The organism is Sinorhizobium chiapasense, from assembly GCF_036488675.1.
GTDB lineage: Bacteria > Pseudomonadota > Alphaproteobacteria > Rhizobiales > Rhizobiaceae > Sinorhizobium > Sinorhizobium chiapasense.
Genome location: NZ_CP133150.1, coordinates 160,958 through 182,476 on the forward strand (window position 1 = coordinate 160,958; position 21,519 = coordinate 182,476).

17 protein-coding genes and 5 pseudogenes are annotated in these 21,519 nt (G+C 59.9%); 14 read left to right on the forward strand and 8 right to left on the reverse strand.

Annotated elements, in window-relative coordinates:
- From RB548_RS22220 to RB548_RS22230, 3 genes are read left to right on the forward strand one after another with little or no spacing between them, the layout of a single operon-like run.
- Complete coding sequence (locus tag RB548_RS22220) at positions 1-1,737, forward strand: fumarate reductase/succinate dehydrogenase flavoprotein subunit (protein ID WP_331375231.1); 1,737 nt, start codon at positions 1-3, stop codon at positions 1,735-1,737.
- 13 nt (positions 1,738-1,750) lie between these two features.
- Positions 1,751-1,984 carry a 4Fe-4S dicluster domain-containing protein gene (locus RB548_RS22225; protein ID WP_064253763.1) on the forward strand — a complete coding sequence of 78 codons (234 nt, stop codon included), beginning with the start codon at positions 1,751-1,753 and terminating at the stop codon, positions 1,982-1,984.
- Position 1,985: 1 nt separating this feature from the next.
- Positions 1,986-2,942 (forward strand): HEAT repeat domain-containing protein, encoded by a 957-nt coding sequence (locus RB548_RS22230; protein ID WP_331375232.1) that lies wholly within the window; start codon positions 1,986-1,988, stop codon positions 2,940-2,942.
- Positions 2,943-2,963: 21 nt separating this feature from the next.
- Here the strand turns inward: RB548_RS22230 and RB548_RS22235 are convergent, their stop codons facing one another.
- Positions 2,964-3,770 (reverse strand): Crp/Fnr family transcriptional regulator, encoded by an 807-nt coding sequence (locus RB548_RS22235; protein ID WP_408642431.1) that lies wholly within the window; start codon positions 3,768-3,770, stop codon positions 2,964-2,966.
- Positions 3,771-4,115: 345 nt separating this feature from the next.
- Between RB548_RS22235 and RB548_RS22240 the strand changes: the two genes are divergently transcribed.
- The 4 genes from RB548_RS22240 to RB548_RS22255 all read left to right on the forward strand — a co-directional run bounded on the left by RB548_RS22240 (position 4,116) and on the right by RB548_RS22255 (position 8,299).
- The gene (locus tag RB548_RS22240) at positions 4,116-5,528 is read left to right on the forward strand and encodes an ABC transporter substrate-binding protein (RefSeq protein WP_331375233.1); all 1,413 of its coding nucleotides are present in this window, start codon (positions 4,116-4,118) and stop codon (positions 5,526-5,528) included.
- A gap of 7 nt (positions 5,529-5,535) precedes the next feature.
- Positions 5,536-6,318, forward strand: a complete 783-nt coding sequence (locus RB548_RS22245; protein WP_331375234.1) for an ABC transporter permease — start codon at positions 5,536-5,538, stop codon at positions 6,316-6,318.
- Positions 6,318-7,145, forward strand: a complete 828-nt coding sequence (locus tag RB548_RS22250) for an ABC transporter ATP-binding protein (RefSeq protein ID WP_331375430.1) — start codon at positions 6,318-6,320, stop codon at positions 7,143-7,145. Before RB548_RS22245 ends, RB548_RS22250 begins: the two co-directional genes overlap by 1 nt.
- A gap of 524 nt (positions 7,146-7,669) precedes the next feature.
- Positions 7,670-8,299: a methyltransferase domain-containing protein gene (locus tag RB548_RS22255; protein WP_331375235.1), complete on the forward strand. Its 630-nt coding sequence runs from the start codon at positions 7,670-7,672 to the stop codon at positions 8,297-8,299.
- Positions 8,300-8,881: 582 nt separating this feature from the next.
- On the opposite strand, the gene RB548_RS22260 is transcribed toward RB548_RS22255, so the two are convergent.
- The 3 genes and pseudogenes from RB548_RS22260 to RB548_RS22270 form a co-directional block, all read right to left on the reverse strand.
- Positions 8,882-9,472: a NodA family N-acyltransferase gene (locus RB548_RS22260; protein ID WP_331375236.1), complete on the reverse strand. Its 591-nt coding sequence runs from the start codon at positions 9,470-9,472 to the stop codon at positions 8,882-8,884.
- Positions 9,473-10,021: 549 nt separating this feature from the next.
- Positions 10,022-10,312: an omptin family outer membrane protease gene (locus tag RB548_RS22265; RefSeq protein WP_331375237.1), complete on the reverse strand. Its 291-nt coding sequence runs from the start codon at positions 10,310-10,312 to the stop codon at positions 10,022-10,024.
- Positions 10,313-10,388: 76 nt separating this feature from the next.
- Positions 10,389-10,556 (reverse strand): annotated as a pseudogene (locus tag RB548_RS22270) (helix-turn-helix domain-containing protein); the annotation flags it as partial.
- 110 nt (positions 10,557-10,666) lie between these two features.
- Here RB548_RS22270 and RB548_RS22275 point away from each other — a divergent pair.
- Both RB548_RS22275 and RB548_RS22280 read left to right on the forward strand, forming a co-directional pair.
- Positions 10,667-11,396: pseudogene (locus RB548_RS22275) on the forward strand (IS630 family transposase); the annotation flags it as partial.
- A gap of 190 nt (positions 11,397-11,586) precedes the next feature.
- Positions 11,587-13,272 (forward strand): dihydroxy-acid dehydratase, encoded by a 1,686-nt coding sequence (locus RB548_RS22280; RefSeq protein ID WP_331375238.1) that lies wholly within the window; start codon positions 11,587-11,589, stop codon positions 13,270-13,272.
- Between the two features lie 66 nt (positions 13,273-13,338).
- Here RB548_RS22280 and RB548_RS22285 read toward each other — a convergent pair.
- Positions 13,339-13,543: pseudogene (locus RB548_RS22285) on the reverse strand (IS630 family transposase); the annotation flags it as partial.
- A gap of 20 nt (positions 13,544-13,563) precedes the next feature.
- Between RB548_RS22285 and RB548_RS22290 the strand changes: the two are divergent.
- A pseudogene (locus tag RB548_RS22290) lies at positions 13,564-13,758 on the forward strand (Lrp/AsnC family transcriptional regulator); the annotation flags it as partial.
- Here RB548_RS22290 and RB548_RS22295 read toward each other — a convergent pair.
- Positions 13,758-14,637 (reverse strand): annotated as a pseudogene (locus tag RB548_RS22295) (IS110 family RNA-guided transposase); the annotation flags it as partial. The pseudogenes RB548_RS22290 and RB548_RS22295 overlap by 1 nt on opposite strands.
- 30 nt (positions 14,638-14,667) lie before the next feature.
- Between RB548_RS22295 and RB548_RS22300 the strand changes: the two are divergent.
- Entirely contained in the window at positions 14,668-15,255 is a 588-nt protein-coding gene (locus RB548_RS22300) for an aminotransferase class III-fold pyridoxal phosphate-dependent enzyme (RefSeq protein ID WP_331375239.1), read from the forward strand.
- Positions 15,256-15,894: 639 nt separating this feature from the next.
- Positions 15,895-17,343 (forward strand): amidase, encoded by a 1,449-nt coding sequence (locus tag RB548_RS22305; protein WP_331375240.1) that lies wholly within the window; start codon positions 15,895-15,897, stop codon positions 17,341-17,343.
- A 319-nt stretch (positions 17,344-17,662) separates the two neighbouring features.
- Here RB548_RS22305 and RB548_RS32345 read toward each other — a convergent pair whose 3' ends face one another.
- A complete protein-coding gene (locus RB548_RS32345; RefSeq protein ID WP_331375241.1) occupies positions 17,663-18,601 on the reverse strand; it encodes a hypothetical protein in 939 nt (312 codons plus the stop codon).
- A gap of 26 nt (positions 18,602-18,627) precedes the next feature.
- Here RB548_RS32345 and RB548_RS22315 point away from each other — a divergent pair, with 26 nt between their 5' ends.
- The gene (locus RB548_RS22315; protein ID WP_331375242.1) at positions 18,628-18,849 is read left to right on the forward strand and encodes a hypothetical protein; all 222 of its coding nucleotides are present in this window, start codon (positions 18,628-18,630) and stop codon (positions 18,847-18,849) included.
- A gap of 506 nt (positions 18,850-19,355) precedes the next feature.
- Here the strand turns inward: RB548_RS22315 and RB548_RS22320 are convergent.
- A complete protein-coding gene (locus tag RB548_RS22320; protein WP_037381455.1) occupies positions 19,356-19,826 on the reverse strand; it encodes an Lrp/AsnC family transcriptional regulator in 471 nt (156 codons plus the stop codon).
- Between the two features lie 178 nt (positions 19,827-20,004).
- On the opposite strand from RB548_RS22320, the gene RB548_RS22325 reads away from it, so the two are divergent.
- A complete protein-coding gene (locus RB548_RS22325) occupies positions 20,005-21,408 on the forward strand; it encodes an aspartate aminotransferase family protein (protein WP_331375243.1) in 1,404 nt (467 codons plus the stop codon).
- Positions 21,409-21,519: the final 111 nt, after the last annotated feature.

Consider the following 21,519-nt stretch of genomic DNA (forward strand, 5'->3'; position numbering starts at 1 on the left):
ATGGACAATTTTGTCGAAGGTCTCACGGAAGTTACCTGCGACGTGCTGGTGATCGGCGGAGGAACCGCCGGGCCGATGGCCGCGCTCAAGGCCAAGCAGAAGAACCCGGCGTTGAATGTGGTGCTATTGGAGAAGGCCAATGTAAAGCGGTCGGGTGCGATCTCGATGGGCATGGATGGCCTGAACAATGCCGTCGTGCCGGGTTACGCGACGCCGGAGCAGTACACCAAGGAAATCACGATCGCCAATGACGGCATCGTCGATCAGGCGCCGGTCTTCAAATATGCCTCGCGCTGCTACGATATCATTGAGGAGCTCGATCGCTTCGGCATCCGCTTCCAGAAAAATGCCAATGGCGATTTCGATCTCAAGAAGGTCCATCATCTCGGCACCTATGTACTGCCGATGCCGAATGGCGATACGGTCAAGAAGGCGCTCTATCGCCAGCTGAAGCGGGAGCGCATCCTTATTTCTAACCGCTTCATGGCGACGCGTCTCTTGACGGCGAGCGACGGGCGTATCGCCGGCGCCGTTGCCGTCAACACGCGCAGCGCCGAATTCCTCGTGCTGCGGGCAAAGACCGTGATCCTCTGCATGGGGGCTGCAGGCCGGCTCGGCCTGCCGCATTCCGGCTATCTGTTCGGCACCTATGAGAACCCGACCAATTCCGGCGACGGCTATGCCATGGCCTATCATGCGGGTGCCGCACTCGCCAATCTTGAGTGCTACCAGATCAACCCGCTGATCAAGGACTATAACGGCCCGGCCTGCGCCTATGTCGCGGGACCCTTCGGCGCCTATACGGCCAATAGCGAAGGCAAACGCTTCATCAAAAGCGACTATTGGTCCGGGCAGATGATGCAGGAGTTCTACAATGAACTCCAGTCAGGCAAGGGACCGGTCTTCCTCAAGCTCAATCACCTCCATCCCGACACGGTCGGCGAGATCGAGGAGATCCTGCACAAGGTCGAGCGTCCGTCGCGCGGGCGGTTTCATGGGGCGCGTGGAACAGATTACCGCGAGAAGATGATCGAGATGCACATTTCCGAGATCGGCTTCTGTTCGGGCCACAGCGCATCGGGCGTCTTCGTCGACGAGTTTGCCCGCACCACGGTGCCCGGCCTCTATGCCGCCGGCGACATGGCGAGCGTGCCGCATAATTACATGCTCGGTGCCTTCACCAATGGCGCCGTCGCCGGTGAGCATGCCGCCGAAGTCGCGCAGGAGATTGATTTGCCGGACTATGATCCCGACTTCGTGCAGCTGGAGCGTGAGCGCGTGCTGGCGCCGACGCGGCGCGGGGATGGCATTCCGCCGAACCAGCTGGAATACAAGGCGCGTCGACTGGTCAACGACTATCTGCAGCCGCCCAAGGTGACGGCGAAGATGCAGATCGGTCAGGCGCGCCTCGCCGAAGTGCGGGAGGATTTCGAAACGGCGCTGGTGGTGCGCAATGCGCATGAATTGATGCGGGCGCTGGAGGTCTCCTCGATCCTCGACTGCGCCGATATGGCAGCACACGCCTCGCTTTACCGCACCGAGAGCCGATGGGGCCTCTATCACAACCGCGTCGACTTTCCGGAAAAGGATGACGACAATTGGTTCTGCCACACGCTTCTTAGCAAGGTCGAAGGCCGCATGACGGCGGAGAAGCGGGCGATCCAACCTTATCTCGTTCCAATCGAGGACGAAGAGCGGTCAGGATACGACCGTCTCCGCGTCTCCAATCAAGCCTGACCAAGGAAAAGCCATGCCGCTTGCTCTTTCCCCCACAACCGTTCCCGTCGTCGTCGACGACGCCAAATGCATCGCCGACAAGGGCTGCACCGTCTGCGTCGACGTCTGCCCGCTCGATGTGCTCCGGATCAGCGATCTGACGGGCAAGGCCTACATGAAGTTCGACGAGTGCTGGTACTGCATGCCCTGTGAAACAGACTGCCCGACCGGCGCCGTTACCGTCAACATTCCCTACCTGTTGCGCTGATATGAGTGCTTTCGAACCCTTTGAAGATTTTGGCGATGCCGAGGAGATAGCGGCCCGCCTTGCCGATGCCGACGCTGCCGTGCGCCGCCTTGCCGTCATCGATCTTGCCGAGGCTGCCAGCGCTGACGGGCTCCCGCATCTTCTTGCCGCGGTCTCAGACAGCGATGAAAGCGTGCGCCTTCAGGTGGCCATCGCGCTTGCGGAGTTCGGCACGGTGGAAGCTGCCGCCGCGCTCACGACGCTTGTCACGGATTTGGATGCGACTGTGGCGCGGGCCGCGGCGGATGGGCTTGCGGAGCTGAAGGATGCTGGCGCGGCGCCTGTCATTCTGCCGCTTGCGTTCCATGACAACGCTTTCGTGCGCGCAGCCGGTTTTCGCGGGCTGAAGGGTTTTCGTTCGCAGGCAGCACTGGGCCCCGCGCTTGCGGCCATGAAGGATGAGAGCGCCGAGGTGCGAGCCGAAGCGCTTGGTGTCATTGCCTATCTCAAGCGAGAAGAAACCCTGCCGTCGCTCATCGCGGCCACGCGCGATGCCGAGGCGACCGTTCGCGCCGTGGCGGTCAACGCCCTGTCGTTCAGCAATCAGGCTGCGGTCGCCTTTGCCGTCACGGCAGCGCTGCACGATGAGAACTGGCAGGTGAGGGCGGCGGCTGCAGAATCGCTTGGCCGGATCGGCCACGCCTCGGCCATCGACGGCCTCGCGGCCGGGCTTTCGGACGATTATTGGCAGGTCCGGCAGAATTGTCTGAACGCACTCGGCAGGCTGAAGGCTCGGACCGTCGTGTCGGAAATTGCAGCGCTGCTATCGAGCGACCTGCCTTCGCTGCGCAAGGAAGCGGCAGCAACCCTCGGCGAGATCGCGGATCCGTCCTCGCACGCCGCCCTGATGGCGCACGTCTCGGATGCGGATCCCGATGTGCGCAAGACTGTGCGTTGGGCGCTCACCCGTTTGGTCTAGGCATTTTTTGAAAGCGCGGCGTCAGGCGCCGCGCTTGGAGACCATCTCCAGCAGCGCATGCGGCCGCTCAATGCGGATATGCCGCGGTGTTACCGTCACCACCCCATCTGTCTGGAACCGCTTCATCATCATCGTCACCCATTGCCGGGTCGAGCCGACCATGGCTGCGATCTGATCGTGGGTCACCTTGGCGTTGATGATGATCGCCCGCCCGTCTCGCACGCCATGGCGATTGCCGAGATTGATGAGGAACTGCGCCAGGCGTTCGATGACCGAGCGGGTGCCGAGCATCTGCGCCATGGCCGAATAACACCGCCCCTTCGCGGCAAGTCCCTGCAGAAGACAGAGGGCGAAGCTTGGCAGCTCGACCACCAGCGTCTTCAGTGCCGGCGCCGGCAGGAAGAGGATGCGACAGGTGCTGAGCGCCTCGCCCGACCAGATATGGGTGCCGCCGCCGGTCATTTCCGGGCCGCCGATGAAATGGCCCTTCGTCCAATAGGCAAGCGTGATCTCGCGCCCGGACGGCGCGGTGTAGAACACGCGAACGTCACCGGCCTCGATGATGAAGATGCCGCCGTGCTTGTCCCCTTGCGTAAAAATTGCCTCGCCCGTCTCAAAAGAAAGGTGGCGGCCGTGCGCCCTCAGCCGTTCCCATTCCTGTGGCTTGAGGGCATCGAGAAAGTGTGCCCCTTCGTCCAGTCTTTCAATGCTTTCGCTGAGGAAAAGCGCCTGGTCGCCCGGAAGGGTGGCCGGTGCGGGCAAGTCGATAGAAGTCGTATGTTTTGGCCGTGCTACCCTTTCGGCGGTTACGCGGACGTCAAGGCTCACATCGGTCTCCTTCCACATCGTGATCGCCTTCAAAGTAGAGATAATCTACCGATTAAGAAGAAAAATAATTGCGCCTTTGGACCGGAACATGAAACATTGTCGCCTCTTCAGATTTCGGAGCGGATCGCTTCAAGTAATTGGTTTTACGAGAGGAACGAACTCGGTGCGTGTCGCCGTGACTTGCCGGGTGCGCGTGTCCCGGCACTTCTCGCCTGCTGGCGCCTGCAAGTAATTGCTTATTCCTTCCGGGCCGCCGCCTCATAAATTTCGCGACAGCAGCTCGACGACCGACGCTGGGTCAAGAGGCTTCAGTCGCCCAATTGCGGCAAACCAAGAGGTATGATCATGACTTTGCGCGTCCATCTGGCTGCGATCGCGCTCGCGGCCGCCGGCTTCTCTTCAACAGCCGACGCTGAAACCATCCGCGTTGCAATCGGCACGCAGGATACGACGATCAACACCGCCACGGGCGGCTTGTTGATCCGTGAACTCAAGCTTCTGGAAAAATACCTGCCGCATGACGGCAAGTATCAGGGCGTCGATTATGACATTCAGTGGAAGAATTTCACCAGCGGCGCGCCGATCACCAACGAGCAGATCGCCGGTAAACTGGATTTCGGCGTGATGGCCGACTTCCCCGGCTCCTTCAACGGCCTCGCCCATATCAACGCCGGCCGCAGAAGCCATTTCATCACGCCGCTCTCCGGCAGTGTCGGCGGTAGCGGCAACGGTATCGTCGTGCCCGTAGATTCTGAAATTCAGTCGCTCGGGGAACTCAAGGGCAAGACGATCTCCGTGCCCTTCGCATCCACCTCGCATGGCATGCTCCTGCGGGCCGTCAAGGCGGAAGGTTGGGACGCCGAACGCGACGTCAAGATCATCACCCAGGCGCCGGAGGTCGCGGGCGCGGCTCTCAAGGCAAACCGGATCGAGGCGCATGCCGACTTCGTTCCATTTGCCGAACTGTTCCCATGGCGCGGCATCGCGCGGAAAATCTACGATGGGTCGCAGGCCAAGACGCCGACCTTCCATGGCGCGCTCGTCGATGCGGACTATGCGAAAAAATATCCCGAGGTCGTCGTCGCCTACCTTCGGGCCGCGATCGAGGCCGATCAGCTGATCGCCAAGGAATCGGAAAAGTACAGCGAACTGATCGCCGAGGTGAGCGGCGTCGAGGCGGAGGTCGACTACCTCTTTCACGGACCGCTTGGTCTTCAGACCCGGGACCTCACCTGGAAGCCCGAGTATCGCCAGGCAGTCGCCACCGCGATCGAAACACTCAAGTCCCTGAAAAAGGCAGACCGCTCGCTTGATGTCGACAGCTTCATCGACGAGCGCTTCATCCGCGCCGCCTTCAAGGCCTCGGGCCTCGATTATGAGGCCGCACTCAAGAACTATGCCCAGCTTCCGCTGGACGCCAAGGACGCGGCGACCGGCGAGACCATCGCCGACGGCAAGCGCGTTGCGCAGCTTTGGGTCGCGGGCGAGCCGCTGGTTCGCAGCTACGCTTCCCCTGAACTTGCGCTGAGTGTCTTCAAAGGAGTCGAGGCGGAAGGCAAGACCGTCCGTGTGTTTTACGCGCAGGATCGTGAAAGCGGCATCAAACTTCTCGGCGCGCAGGCCTGGTTTGTGCGCACCGACGGCGGCGCGGTCGACGCCTTCCTGCTGAAGGACAGGGCCGAAGCCTGGGCAAAGGCGCATGGCGGCAACGTGCTCGACTTCGACGCCGTCAAGGCATCGATCGTGGCCAGCAACTGAGGCTGGCATGAGCACCCGTTCGTTCGGGCGCTGGATGCGCCGCGCAGGGTCCCTCGCCATCTGCCTCATCGCCTGGCAGATGGCATCGAGCTTCAGGCTCGATCTCGGCGTCGTCACCTTCCAGAACGTGCCGGGACCGGTCAACGTCGCCGCGGCGGCACTGGAGTTCCTGCGTTCGCCGCGGCTTTACGATCACGTCTCCAGCAGCATTCGACGAGTGTTGGCCGGCTATGGCATCGCGGCCGTCGCAGGCGTCGTGCTCGGTCTTGTCATCGGCCGGTCCCGACGGCTTGGAGATATTCTTGAGACGCCGCTCGAGCTCTTGCGTCCCGTCCCGGCCGTTTCCTGGATCCCGCTCGCGGTGCTGATGTTTCCGTCCTCCGAAGCATCGATGATCTTTATCACGTTCACCGGCGCCCTGTTCCCGATCCTTATCAACACCGTTCACGGGGTGGAAAACGTCGATCCCCGGCTCGTGGCTTCCGCCCGCAGCCTGGGCAGCACGCGAACGGCGATGCTTTTTGAGGTCATTGTCCCGGGTGCGGCGCCGAACATCGTCACCGGCCTCGTCATTGGCATGGGCACCGCCTGGTTCTGCCTGGTGACAGCCGAGATGATCTCAGGTCAGTTCGGGATCGGCTACTATACCTGGGAGTCCTATACCTTGCAGAACTACCCCGAAATCATCGTCGGCATGATCCTGATCGGCCTGCTCGGCATGGGCAGCAGCGCACTGCTCAAGGCGGCGGGCGCAGCACTTCTGCCCTGGCATGTGAAGGAAGGTAGATGATGAATGGCCATGACCGAAAACTTCACGCACTGACCGGCCTCATCGAGGCGAGCAACGTTTCCATTCGCCTCGGCCACGGCAGCAACGCCTTCGAGGCGGTAAGCGACGTCAGCTTCGCCGTCTTGCCCGGCGAGTTCGTCTGCCTGCTCGGGCCCTCCGGTTGCGGCAAGTCGACTCTGCTTGGCGCGCTTGCGGGCCATATCGCTCCCGCCGCCGGACGGCTCACTGTCGACGGGGAGCTCGTGAGGGGGCCCGGACCCGAGCGGGGGATCGTCTTCCAGCACCACACGCTCTTTCCCTGGAAGAGCGCGCGCAACAATGTCGCCTTCGGTCTCAAGATGCGCGGCGTTGGCCGCGACGAGCGGCGGCGAGAGGCCGAGCGCATGCTTGACCTCGTCGGCCTTTCCGGATTCTTCGACCGCTATCCGCGACAGCTTTCCGGCGGCATGCAGCAACGGGTGGAGATTGCCCGTGTGCTTGTCAACCAGCCCCGCCTGCTTCTGATGGACGAGCCGTTTGGCGCGTTGGACGCGCTGACGCGGCTGCGCATGCAGGAACTGTTGCTCGATATCTGGGAACAGTTCCGCAAGACAATCGTCTTTGTGACGCACGATATCGACGAGGCGCTTCTCCTGGCCGACCGCATCATCGTCATGCAGGCTGAGCCGGGCAGAATCCAGGAGGAGATAGTGGTGCCTTTTGACAAGCCGCGCGAAACGGGGATCATGGCTTCCGCAGACTTCGTGCGTCTCAAGCAGCATTGCCTTCAGCTGCTACACAGCGACCGGCGCGCCGACACGCTTGCCCGCCTGTCGCCCTTGGGGTGAACAGGGGCGTCGGCGCGTTCGCCAGCTAGCACGAAGGTTTCCTCGCAGGCCGCGCCAACAGGAGTGAGCACGCGGAATAGCCGAGACGATCGGCGGAGACCGGCGCGCTCTTATGATGCGCCACATGGCTGTCGGTAACGAGCGCGCAGGCTGCAGTTGGCAATTTCCTTGCCGGCCCCTTCGGTCGATCGCGTCGTAGCCACGCTGTCCGAAGGCGACCCGCACCTTGGTCATGAAAGTACTCTCTTCCGTCGCGGCCGGGCGGGCCTACGGCACCGGGTGAACGTTCAAATAGGACATCAAAGCCTGCATCGCTTCCGCCGCGACCATTTATTTGTCGGTTTTGGCGACGTTATTTCGACGCGCCTTCACTTAAGCGTTGCAACCCCAGAATTCTGCGACACGCGCTGCGCGACTGGCACAATTTTTGAGTCTCCTTCGAGTGCTCGCAAGAAGGTGACCGCAAGTGCTCGGCCGAAAACGGTCAGCGTAAAATCGGTGGAGTCGGCTCCGGAGAGAAACATTTGAGTGAACTCGACAGAATAAGGGCAAAACTCAGGACCAGCCAACAGAGAACTTTCCCGCGGCAGTTGCGAGAGTTCGGGCTGGATCTGATCGTACGAGAAGTCGTTTTTCCGCCCGAAGATTTCCAAAGCTGGCGTTGGTTTACCGAGAACTTCCCTCCATTCGCTCGAAAGCGGATCTTGGAAATCGGTTTCGGTCTTCCGTGTCTTCTTCTGGCAAAAACTGGTGCACTGTCGTTGCTAGCCTGCGATATCAATCCGAGGGCTGTCGCGAACACGTTGGAGAATGCCGCAAGAAACGGAATAGAGAACGTCGAGATCATTCAAAGTGATATCTTCAACAACATTCCTCCCGGGAGCAAGTTCGATATCATTTTTTGGAACTACCCTTGGAACTTCGCTCCAGCAAATTTCGAATTTATCGACGACCTCGAGCGTGGAGCGATTGATCCCGGCTACAGGCAGCTCGAGAGATTTCTGGCAGAAGGCCGAGCATTTCTTACGGAACGTGGAAAAATCCTTCTAGGATTCGGCACTAATGCCCGGGATGACCTTCTCGAGCGCATCGTAGCTGCGAATGATCTTAAATCGGTGATTGTGAGGTGGGGGACGTACCGCACCTCGACTTAACTTATTGGCTGTACTCAATCCGCCCTAGCGCGACAGCGTATGGATTCCGACCCTCAAGTCGCCTGCTCTAGCCACCATTTCGCCCATCGGCTTGGAACGGGATCGCGGCCTGAATCACCCTGCTCCAGGGCACATTTAGGACATCCGTTAGGATGTTTTGTTGCGATTCAGCTCCGGCCGCAATGATTTCGTATTGATCAATGCGAATGGCCAATATGGTACCGCATTTGGCCGCGGCCAATGCCGGCGGGTCGCAGCGGCACTGACATTGGCGGCTTGCAGCGAATCCCAATAAACCGAATCCCGGATGCCAAAACCGTTATGAGGGCGTCGGGGCGACGAGGCGATTTAGATCAACGCCCTTGAGCCGTATGCCTCTTTTATGCCGGCCGAACCATTGATCGGCGATCGGCAGCTTCATTGGAAGAATATGATCCCCTGAAATCAAACAGACGGCCGGCAAATTTGCTGACCGGAGGCTGGTGCGCTGTCGGTCCTGCTGGCGTTCGACGTTGAACTGCGGGCGAGACCGCATGAGCTTGCCAATGAGCGTCGGCGCTTCGGGCAAGCAGTCGAGGTGGCTCACAGTTCTGGTCCGTTCCGGTCAATTATCCTGGCGGCGGGCCAGTCGGAGAACGGCCTTCCGACAGGCAGGACGATGACAAGTGGATCCTCGACGCGCGTGGGCGGCAGGTCGATACGCGCGTGCGGCAGCGTGGAGCGTACGCTGATCCCCGACATAACAGTCACCAGACCGTGTCGGCCGAACCTCTCAATGTGCTTCCGTAGCGCGGGCCGGACGGTACCGAATGCGAATGGAACCTGAAACTCCTGCAGTGTGGGAAGCATGAAATGGATCGAGTGAGCAATCCCGAGTCCCTCAAGATCCGGACGCACCCCATAGAGGCCGAGTTCAGCCACGAGCAGGTCGACTCCGTCAACCTTGATGAAACGGCGCAGTAAGCCCATGTGGGCCGCTACACCGCTGGAATCGTAGGCGATTGCACGAAGCTCAGGTCTTGCTCCGGCCCAGCTCTGACTGCCTTCGAAGGGCTTCGCATTGAAGGCCCCGGTCGGTCCATAGGTTCTTCGAAAGAACTCAGTGAGCTCGACATGGTCGGAGAGTTGCAACTCGTTTTCCCAACACAATTTCCACTGCACGTTAGAGCGCATGCAAAGACCTTTTTTGCTGTTGACAGGCCCTCATGGTCGCCAAGGACATGGGGGATCAGAACCTGCCATGAGCCGGAGGAATAGCTGGCGACACAGAGCCGCGCGCTTTTAGCGTGTTCTAATTTGCGCGTATTTCGATGACCTGCCAATCTGTGTCGAATATCTGCCAGAGCGTTGCTCAAGGCATAGCCAGGCATCGCCCTTTCTTGCCTTCTTGATCCCCTAGCGTATGTCACACGCGGCTGTTTTGTTGCCGGCGCCGCCGCTGTCGGCCGCTCGGAGCACGGTACATAATCCTCCTCCGCCGCGCCGGTCCATGAATTCGAAGCTGTAAAGCAAGGTGCGCCAGATGCATTCGATGCGTGGATGCGTCACATCCAATCAATCGATTGCTTCATTGGTCCGATAAAGAGTAAAAACATGGCGCTCGGACGCCGCAATCATAAGGAGAAACTGCATGGTAATCCATGGCGTGTGACAATTGGCAAGCAGTGTCGGCTCCAAGCTGGTGATCGGGCCTTGATTCTCGGCCTCATGTTCGCGTTGCACTCAGAACGAGCCCTTGAGCCCGAAGGAGATCGACGTCGCCTCGAAATCCGCCGCGGCCGCGTCCTTCTTCCTGGGGAAGCGTGTGCCGTGCAAAATGTCCTCTCGTTCCGTTTTGCCGCGGTTGTGAAACACGCGATCCAACGAACCGGACAGATAGAGCGAAGTACCTGGTGTCAGCGCGTAGTTGACTGCAACAGTGGCGCCGATCGCCGGCGCCGGATCCATGTCGTCATGGTAACGGACATGATAACCCGGGCCGCCGAAGTGGTCGTCGATGTCCCTGATACCCAAGCTCAAGCCGCCCTGAAATCCCGCCGCGGATCGTAAGATCGCCGAAGGTCTGCTTGCCGCTCAGGCTGATGTTGTAATCGACGAGCAGTTCGATGCTGCGGGCCACGCCGGGCTGCCTTCGGATCAAACCGGCCTGCTCGAGGGTGAGCACCATCTGGTGGACGGCGGGTGCGGTGACGCCGAAATAGTGTTGCAGATCTCGTTCGGCGGGCGCCCGTCCGTTGATCTGGCTGTAAGCCCAGATGAAGGCGAGGTACTGGCCCTGCTTTTCGGTGAAGCGGGGTAGTGCTGCGTCTTCCCGTCAAGTGATTGATTCATTTTTTCGCTTCCGGAACCTCCGCAACTGAAGGAGGGTTAGCCGACGCGTTCGTCAAGCTGACGGATCACGAACGGCTGTCGCGCGAAACGGTGCGCCGGCGCCTTGCCGCGAACGATCTCAGCGGTGGCGCAAGGACATGTGGTGCATTCCCAAGATCGACGCAGAGTATGTCGCGCGCATGGAGGATGTACTCGACCTTTATGCTGAAGCGCTCGACCGGCGCGGCCGGTGGTGTGCTTCGACGAAAGCCCGACCCAGTTGATCGGCGAGGTGCGCCAGCCGATCCCGGCCGAATCCGGAAGGCCGGAGCGCCACGACTGCGAGTACAAGCGCAACGGCACCGCCAACCTGTTCGTCTTCCTCGACACGCAAGGTGAAGGTCACCGAACGGCGCACGGCCGAGGACTTCGCCCACTGCATGCGCGATCTCGTCGACGTCCATTATCCCGAGGCCGCTTGCATCCGGGTGGTGCTCGACAATCTGTCGACCCACACGCCGGCCGCGCTCTACCAGACCCTGCCGGCAGGCGAGGCGCGCCGCATCCAGGCACGCCAGTTGGCTCAACATGGTCGAGATCGAAATCGGCGTCCTGCGCGGCCAATGCCTCGACCGCCGCATCGAAAGCCGCGGCCGCCTCCGAGGTCGAAGCCTGGGAACGCCGACGCAACGCCAGCGGGGCTCGCATCAAATGGATGTTCTCTACCGCGCAAGCTCGCGTCAAACTCGCAAAAGCCTATCCAAACCCAACCGCAAAAGAGTCATAACCTCTATGCAGTGGTACTAGATGGCACCACTTCGTATGTGTGTGGGGCATTGACTCGGTTGCTAGCCGCCATTGAAGCTTGCGCCGGCGCACCAATGCTATCGACGCCTCAACCGATTTATTCGATATCCCGACGAGATTCTGATCTGGGTCGCGAATGTGGACGGACGTTAGTGCAAGGAATTTGAACCATGTCAAAGAAGCACGGTTTCGGCCGCGGCCTGACGAATTACGGCGACGCCGACTTTGCGGTCTACCTGCGCCGCTCCTTTGCAAGATCCATGGGTATATCGCGTGAGCTCCTTGAGAGGCCGGTGGTGGGCATCGCCATGACTCCCTCTGGTTTCAATAATTGCCACCGCACGATGCCGGAACTGGTAGAGGCGGTCTCGCGCGGCGTTCTGGCGGCGGGCGCGTTGCCGCGCCCGTTCCCGACGATCTCCCTGGGGGAAGTCTTTCTCAATCCGACGAGCATGATGTTCCGCAACCTCATGGCGATGGACACGGAGGAAATGGTCCGCGCTCAGCCGATGGACGCGGTCGTGCTCATCGGCGGGTGCGACAAGACTGTACCGGCGCAGTTGATGGGTGCCGTTTCGGCAAATCTGCCTGCCATCCAGGTCGTGACGGGACCGATGACCACAGGCCGCCACAGAGGCGAGAGGCTCGGCGCTTGCACTGATTGCCGCCGGTTCTGGGGCAAGTTTCGTGGCGGCGAAATCGACGCGGATGAGATCGAGCTTGTGGAAAGCCGCCTCTCTGTCACGGCCGGAACTTGCGCCGTGATGGGCACGGCGAGCACGATGGCCTGCATTTCGGAGGTGCTCGGAATGAGCCTGCCAGGCACCGCAGCGATCCCGGCCGTTCATGCGGCCAGGCTTGTTGCCGCCGAGGAGGCCGGCAAAGCTGCTGTCGCACTCATCTCTCGTCCCGTTCTGCCCTCGCAGATCGTCACGGAAAAATCAGTCGAGAACGCGTTCCGCGTACTTATGGCGCTCGGTGGATCAACCAATGCCATCATTCACCTGACCGCCATTGCCGGTCGTGCCGGCGTTCGCGTCTCAATGGATCGGCTGAACGAGATCTCCGACGAGACGCCTGTTCTCGTCGATCTCAAGCCGGTCGGCGAAGGCTACATGGAGGATTTCTATTCAGCGGGCGGGGTCGGTGCGGTCTTGCGTGAGCTTCGTCACCTGGTGCATCTGGATACGATCGATGTCGAGGGCAGGACGCTCGAGGAGCGGCTTGCCGAGCCGCTAGACTGGGTGGACCGCTTCGTCATCCGTGCCTTCAATGAACCAATTTCGTCCGTCGGCGGATTGGTCGCGCTCAAGGGCTCGCTGGCGCCAGGCGGCGCCATATTCAAGCGGGCCGCCGCAACACCCGAGCTGTTCGAGATCGAGGGTCGCGCCGTGGTCTTCACCAGCCCGGAGGACTTGAGCCAGCGCATCGATGATCCAGACCTCGATGTGCAACCCAACGACATTCTCGTCTTGCAGAACGCAGGACCACATGGGGCGGCCATTCCCGAAGCGGGATATCTTCCGATCCCAAAGAAGCTCGCGCGTCAGGGGGTGAAGGACATGGTGCTTATTTCCGATGCTCGAATGTCTGGAACCGCCTTTGGCACGATCGTCTTGCATGTAACACCCGAGGCGGCGATCGGCGGGCCATTGGCGGCGGTGCGAAACGGCGATCGTATCCGGCTTTCGGTGGCCGAAAAGCGCATTGATCTTCTGGTCGAACCCGGAGAGATCGAAAGACGTCTCGCCGACCACGTCCCGCCCCCAGTCCCGAAAAGAGGTTATGCGGCGCTCTATCGCAGATGCGTCACGCAAGCGAGTGAAGGCTGTGACTTCGACTTCCTCATGCCCTGACCGCTTAGTACCGACTTCACGCGTCTCAACAGCCTCACGCTACGCGCTAGTACCACTACACAGAGGTTACGACTCTTTTGCGGTTGGGTTTGGATAGGCTTTGGCGAGTTTGACGCGAGCTTGCTCGGTAGAGAACATCCATTTGATGCGAGCCCCGCTGGCGTTGCGTCGGCGTTCCCAGGCTTCGACCTCGGCCAACGAGGCGGCCGCGGCTTTCGATGCGGCGGTCGAGGCATTGGCCGCGCAGGACGCCGATTTCGATCTCGACCATGAGATGATTTCGACCGCCAGATCCTCGCGATCCTGCAAAGGGACAATCTCACGCCGCAAAGGAAGATCGGCGAGGCAGTCAACTTGTCGGCTCCCGCGGTGCAGCGCCGGATCAAGAGGATGACGGAAGCCGGGGTAGTTCAGGCAAATGTCGCGATCGTCGATCCGGCTGCGCTTGGCCATCCGATCACGATCTTCGTCGACGTTGAAGTCATCATGCCACGCGGCTTTGCCACGTCGACTGCCCATCGCTTTAGCGCCGAGAACCTGGTGGCGCGGGTCAGCATGATGTGGGCTGCATCGTAAAGGGCGTGCGTACCATCGTGTCGCCGACCCGGCTGATGCCATCGTCCAGATCCGTTCGCCTGATTGGTACTTCTTCGGCGTCAATCCGAAGTACGCGCCGACGGTCTGCGATTTTGCAAACCGACCTGGGTCATCGACCGCCGAGCGATAGGTGATCGCAACGAGCGCACCAACGCCTGGCGTGGTCATCAGTCTTTGGCAGACCCGATCCTGGCGAACGATCTTCAGCATCTCGCGATGCATTTTGGTAAACTCGGTCCAAAGCGCATGACGGGCCGGCAACATAGCGCCTATCACGGTCTTCAACACCGGATGTCCCTCGACGAGCTCCAATATTCGTACTTCAAATCGGCCGCGGCTCACCTCGCCAACCTTCAAACCATAGCCACGCAAAATGCCCCGAATGCTCAACTCGACGTCACGCAATTTGGCTTGCAGTAATTTACGACCCGTCAGAAGCGCTCGGACATCTTGGCAGCCGGGAGACTTCGAATGAACGGCACGATACCATCCCATTCGTAACAGTTGCGCGATGCCACGTGCATCTTTCCTGTCCGTCTTGATGATCATCGCCGACAGGGCGGCCTTCACGTGACGGGTTTCCAGCAGGACAACATCAACGCCAGCGTTCGTCAGGCCTTCATACAGCCATTGAGACAATGGCCCTGCCTCAAGGCCGATCCGCTTCAAAGCAAGCCCCAGCGAAACAAAGTATTCGATGAGCGCATCCGGATCGCTCGCCACCTTCGTCTCGCGGATGATCTTGCCCGCCGAATCCACCAAGCACACACTAACGGCATCCTGCTGGTCGCGGACGAAGTGAAGGTCGGCATCGGCCGTACCGGTGTCCTGCATGCCTTCCAGAATTTCGGTATCGAGCCGGACGTGCTGGTCCTCGGCAAGGGCCTTGGCGGCGGGCTGCCCATATCCGCAGTGATTGGCCCGGAATGGCTGATGAACGATCGTGCCGCCTTCTCGTTTCAGACACTGCATGGTAATCCGGTATGCGCGGCGGTCCTGCGCACTATCGAACGCGAGAGATTGCTCAGCAACTCCTCAAAGGTTGGCTACTGCCTTAAGGAATTGCTCAATGAGCTTGCTGTACGGCAACCGGCAATCGCGGAAGTGCGCGGGATCGGCTTGGCGCTCGGAATCGGGTTGCGGGATGAAGCCTTGCCTGGAGTGACCGCTCGCGAACTGACAGCCCGCGTCGTCTATCGTGCCTTCCAGCTCGGGCTGGTCGTTTACTATGTCGGCGTCAACTCGAACGTCATCGAGATCACACCGCCGCTCAACATCTCTCATGAGGAAGCAATGCGCGGGGTTGAAATCATCGAGCGGGCGATTGAAGACGTCGTCTCAAGCAAGATGGACTTTGGCGAGTGCCAAAAATTTGCCGGTTGGTGACAACTGCTGCGCACTGGTCGTGGCGGTCCACGAGAAGCGTTTGGCTACCTGCTCCAAACGAACGGTTCATCACGGGGCGGGTGCCAGACTCTTCTCGACGGTCAACCAATGTGAGAAGGGCCGGGTGGATCGTGAGCGATGCGAGGCAACTATGACCGGATGTGGAATTGGCTACTCTTATATATGGCGCCGATTCCCTTCCCGTAGGCTTGATTTAGCAAACTTCTTCTTCTATTCGCGATCAGCCGATCAACTGCGTGAACTCGTGTGGAGATCACGGGATCGCAGCAACTACGCCCACATCTTCGCAGGAGCAAAAATCTTGTCAAATTGGTGGATTGCTGCGCCAGCGCGTCGGAAGTCGCCCGAAATCGCGGGCTCTCCAACGGTATTTTTCAGCTGTCCGGTCAAGCAACAAAAGATTGCCGTCGGAAAGGGGAACTTGGAGAAATATCGATGAGCCGCAATTCAAGGGGCGCATCACGCCCACGGCCCGCAACCTTGCTGAGGCATCGAGTACGCTACGCCCAAGAAGTGAGATATGGCTGCCTCGAGATCGACCGGTTTCCGGACAGCTTCATTTCCCAGTGAGTATGGATAGTCAACCTGACCTTCAATCTGGATTTTTGAAAGACCCACATGACACCTATGTCGTCCCACGCAGATGCGACAGATCTTTCGGAGCAGATCTCGTGCAGGCAGATCACATGCGAAGAGGTCATGCGAGCCTATCTCGATCGAATCGCGCGGCTCAATCCTGCGGTCAATGCGATTGTGTCGCTGCAGCCCGAAGACGAACTGCTGGCGCAAGCGCGAAACGCTGATATGGAGCTGTCGCGCGGCGATCGACGCGGCTGGATGCATGGGTTCCCGATTGCGATCAAGGACCTGTCCGCTACCGCCGGCATCCGCACGACGTATGGATCGCCCCTGCATGCAACTAACATGCCGGCCGAAGATGGCCTCATGGTAGAGAGGATCCGCGAGGCTGGCGCGATTATCATAGGTAAGACCAACACGCCTGAGTTTGGTCTGGGCTCTCACACCTATAATCCGATTTTTGGCATTACTCGCAACGCCTACGATCCGAATCTCAGTGCTGGAGGCTCTTCTGGCGGGGCGGCGGTCGCGCTCGCCCTGGACATGGTTCCGATCGCCGATGGTAGCGACATGATGGGGAGCCTGCGCAACCCGGCTGGCTGGAACAATGTTTTTGGCTTCCGCCCTTCGTTCGGAAGGGTGCCGAGCGCCCCAAGTCCGGATGTCTTCCTGCATCAGTTGTCGACCAACGGACCCATGGCAAAGACTGCGCGTGATCTGGCGCGCTTCCTGGACGTCATTGCAGGCTACGCGCCGGAGGCTCCTCTGTCCTTGGCGACCGAACCGACGAGCTTTGCCGGAGGCCTGGATCGTGACGTCAAGGACTTGCGGATCGGATGGATTGGGTCCTGGGGAGGTTACTATCCTACGGAGCATGGCGTACTGGAACTGACGCGGGCGGGACTTGGCGCTCTCGCCGATCAGGGCGCAACGGTCGAGGACCTGACGCCCGAGTTCGAAGCAAACCGTCTGTGGGACGCTTGGCTTGTCCTCCGCCAATGGGCCGTTTCACAACGGCTGCAGCCAGTGCTTGTCAGTGACGGATCAATCGAGCTTTTGAAACCCGAAGCACGCTGGGAACTCGAGCAGGGCCTGCGACTGACCGCCGGTGACGTACATAGGGCAAGCGTGACCAGAAGCGATTGGGTGCGGTACCTCCAAAAGCTGTTCTCGCAGTTCGACGTCCTCGCCCTCCCGACAGCACAAATCTTCGCGTTTCCTGCCGAACTCACCTGGCCCAGTTCAATCAACGACCGTCCGATGGACACATATCATCGATGGATGGAAATAGTCGTTCCGGGCAGCCTGTCCAGCCATCCCGTTGCCGCGGTTCCGGCAGGCTTCGATGGGAGCGGTCGAGCAATGGGTATTCAACTGCTTGGACGAGCGCGCGCCGACCGTGAGCTCCTGCAGATCGTCTCGTGCTTCGAACGAAATGCACCATGGGTCCGTCAAGCCCCGGCGCTTTTGGCCCACGCGTCATTGTGAGGCAGCGGATGGCCAACTCGTGTCTGAGGTTACCGTCGGCAGTCGCTCATGGAGGTCGTTGTGCCATTCAGGGTCGATCGCCTCCTGTTGGGCGCCTTATTGTCGAGTTCGCGCTATGGCTCGGCTTACTTAGATGAGCGCGCAAAGCCATCACTTCTGGTGATCGTTCGGGCCCCATCCGCCAAGCGGAACGACCGGCGCCTCGTCTATCACAGCCAGCCACTCGCCTCCGGAGATCGTGCCGGTGATCAAGGCCATTGGGTTGTCGACGTCACGGAAATCCGCGAGGGCAGCCGGTCGCTCAGCGTTCCACTCCTGCTCAAGGTTTTTCAGATGCTCGATGGTGCGGATGGCAAATGTCGATCGCGCTTCTACCGCTCGCCGCTTCGAACGGGTGGGCCGGAACGCCTTTCACCGTGACTGCGAATTTCATGACGCCGGTATTGGCGCTCACAAGTTTCTCTCCGGTCGGTTCGGGGATCAGCACGGCGTCAGCGGTAAAGCCTCTCGCAAGCACTATCGCTGCGCCATTGCCAGTGGTCTCTTCCTCGTTCACCGATTGGAATTGAACGTCGGCTGTGAGATCGAAGCTGGCATCCGAAAGAGCATCGAGCGCAAAGAGATTTGCCGCCAAGGCCACTTCATGTCGCCGGCGCCGCGTCCGTAAAGCCAGTCCCCGTCGCGCGTTGCCCTGAAAGGCTCGGACTTCCAGCGGGCGGAAGAACCAACAGGCACCACGTCGATATGCGCGTTCAGTGCCAGCGAGCGCCCAGCTTTGACAGCCGCGCTCTTTGACCACTACGTGCGAGTCCTTCAGATCGAACGTGCTTGGAGAAAAGGCAGCATCCTTGCCGATCAGGCTCGTGTCGATTGCAAAGCGGTGGATGTCAAAGCCGCGCTTTTCCAATGCTTGGGCAACCAGCTCCCGCACGCCGGTTTCATTGCCGCGGAGCGAAGCCGCGCCAACCAGATCGCTTGGGAAGGCGACTTCTTCGTCAAAGCGCTTTTCCACGGCTTTGACGATGCGATCGATATCGTCACCGGTGAGCCTGTACGCCTCAGATTGCTCAAGCGACCTTCTTTCACTCAGGCTCATCCTCCCTGAAATCTTGTTTTGAACGGTAGCGCCACGCTCTACTGAACGTGAAACTATGAAACGATAGCAAAATGCTAGATTTTTGGAGCGTATTGCTGGAGGGAAATGCGCAATGTGATACTTGGTGGTGCTATGGATGATTTGATCGGCAAATAATAGCATTGCTTCGCCTTGACGGGAGAATGCCAGTGGCCGCGATTGTGGAGGAGCTGAACACGTCGCGGGGAACGGTGCAAAAGCGCCTCGATCGGCTGATTGCAAATGGCGCGATCCGCGGATTTACGGTTCGAACCTGCGAAGAAATTGACGAAACCGTCCTGCGCGCCACAATGAATGTGAAAACCTCAGGCAAGAAACCGGCCGCGATCATCAAAGCGTTGAACGGCCTTCCCGAGGTCGTTGCCCTCTAAGACCTTGGCGTGCGGGATTGCGTTGCGGAGCTGCGGGCAGAGAGCCTCGCAAATCTTGACTGCGCGCTCGGAGAGGTGCGCAGCATCGACGGTATTGCAATGACGGAAACAACGATACTGCTAGGTTCCGTCTGAGGCGCTACGGCTAGGTGGGGACTTAACCCATTCGCGATCGATTTGGTATTTGATCGGGCTCGTTGATGCCGCCAGGGGACGGTAACCGGGTTCTGCAGAACTATTGGTGGCAGAATATTGCGGGCCATGCTTGGAGCTGCGTCCGCCTGGCGGGTCGCGAGATAGGAATGCCTCAATGCCGACGCAGACTGTTCTTTGATGTCGCGACGCAGATCCCGCCTTTTGATCCGACTGCCGGAGCGCGGAGCGGATGACTGCTCAGTGGGTGGAGCCGAGGCCCTCGCAGCGGCGGTGCGGTTTGCTCCGATATTCAGTTGCACTCAGGCTGTGGTCTCGGCAACTCAATTGGCCTGGCGCTGTCCGGAGCCTGACTAGACGTCGATCGGAAGGACAAAGCTCGCTTTGACGCGATCCATCACGACCATCGTCTTGAACCCCTTGATGTCGTGGTTTTCGTAGAAAAAGCGTCGGGTGAATTCTTCGTAGCCTTCCATGTCCTTCGCAGTGACGACAAGAATGAAATCCGCGTCACCAGTCACGTAGTAGCCGATCATTACCTCTCGTGTGTTGCGGATCGCTGTCTTGAAGCGGTCAATGATATCGGCGCGTTCGCGCTCCAGTGAGACCAGAACGATCACCGTGACTTGGCGGCCCACAGCCTTTGGGGAGACGATCGAGACATCCGCTTCGATGACACCTTCCGCCCTCAGCCGCTTCAGCCTCCGGTGGCAAGCCGTCGGTGACAGGTTGACCAGCTCCGCAAGCTCATCGGATGTGAGCCGGTTATTTCGCTGGACAGCGTTGAGAAGAGCGGCGTCTATTCGATCGAGTTCCTGGCTCATGTAGAATCTTGCGTCAGGCTTGTTCAGGATGCAAAATTCTTGCATAGGGCCGGCAACAATCGCCGTCAAGTGACTCCCGCTTGGCTCTACTCTCCGATCACGCCAAAGCAAGCAGGCCGGCACACGATGTGTCGAAGTCCCGTTTGCTTGAGAAGTTTCCGCCAAGAGGATCACTACCGTGAGCATCAACATCAAAGACATCGCCGCGAAGGATCGTAACACGGTCCTACATCCTTTCACGCAGCTCAAGGACTTTGCAACCGGCAAGCTCGGCGAGCCGACAATCGTCGAGACCGGGAAGGGAATCCGCATCCAGGATGCGCATGGCAACCAACTGATCGACGGCTTTGCCGGACTCTACTGCGTCAATGTCGGTTATGGCCGCACCGAGGTCGCCGAGGCGATCTCCCGCCAAGCCTATCGTCTCGCCTACTATCACTCGTACGCGGCCCACACGACCGATGAGCTTGCGATCCTGTCGGATCGTCTGGTGAAGATGGCTCCAGGCAAGATGAGCAAGGTGTTCTACGGCATGTCCGGTTCGGACGCCAACGAGACCCAGGCGAAGCTCGTCTGGTACTACAACAACCTGCGCGGCAAGCCGACCAAGAAGAAGATCATCTCGCGCGAACGCGGCTATCACGGCTGCAGCGTCGTCTCCGGCTCGATGACCGGCATGAGCTTCTACCACGACCATATGGATCTGCCGCTGCCGCAGATCGACCATACCGGTGTCCCGCACCACTACTGGGGCGCCAACCCCGGCGAAACCGAACGCGAATTCTCGGCCCGTCGCGCTGCCGAGCTCGACGAGATGATCGAAACGCTTGGCCCGGATAATGTCGGCGCCTTCATCGCCGAGCCGGTGCTCGGGACCGGTGGCATCACGCCGCCGCCGGAAGGTTACTGGGAGGCGATCCAGGTAGTGCTCAAGAAGCACGACGTGCTTTTGATTGCCGACGAAGTCATCACCGGTTTCGGCCGTACCGGCTCGATGTTCGGCTCGCAGCATTATGGCATCGAACCCGATCTGATCACCGTCGCCAAGGGTCTCACCTCGGCCTATTTCCCGCTTTCGGCCTCGATCGTCGGCGAGAAGGTCTACAAGGTTATGGAAGAGGGGGCTGACAAGGTCGGCGCCTTCTCGCACGGCTACACCTATTCCGGCCACCCGATCGGTGCGGCAGCTGCCAATGCTGTTATCGACATCGTCGAAAAGGAAAACCTGCCGGGCAATGCCCGCGAGGTCGGCGCCTATTTCCAGGCGCAGCTGAAGGAAAAGTTCGCGCAGCTGCCGATCGTCGGTGAAGTGCGCGGTGTTGGTCTGATGGGCGCCATCGAGTTTGTCGGCGATCGGGAAAACAAGACTCGGTTCGATCCGTCGCTGAAAGTCGGCGCCCGCGTCTCCAAGGCCGCCCGCGACCGCGGCCTGATCGCCCGCGCCATGCCGCATGGAGACATCCTCGGCTTTGCACCGCCGTTGGTCATAACCAAGGAAGAAGTCGACGAGATCGTCTCTATCGCTGAGAAGGCAGTCCGCTCGGTAATGGACGAACTGGTGCGCGACGGCCAGCAGATCTGAGTGAGCGCGGCCGACCCGGCCGCGACGCCGTTCAGGCAGCAAAGATATCATTTGAACCGAATTGGGATGGGCTGGCTCATTGAGCCAGCCTTGATGGATGAACCCGTCCTC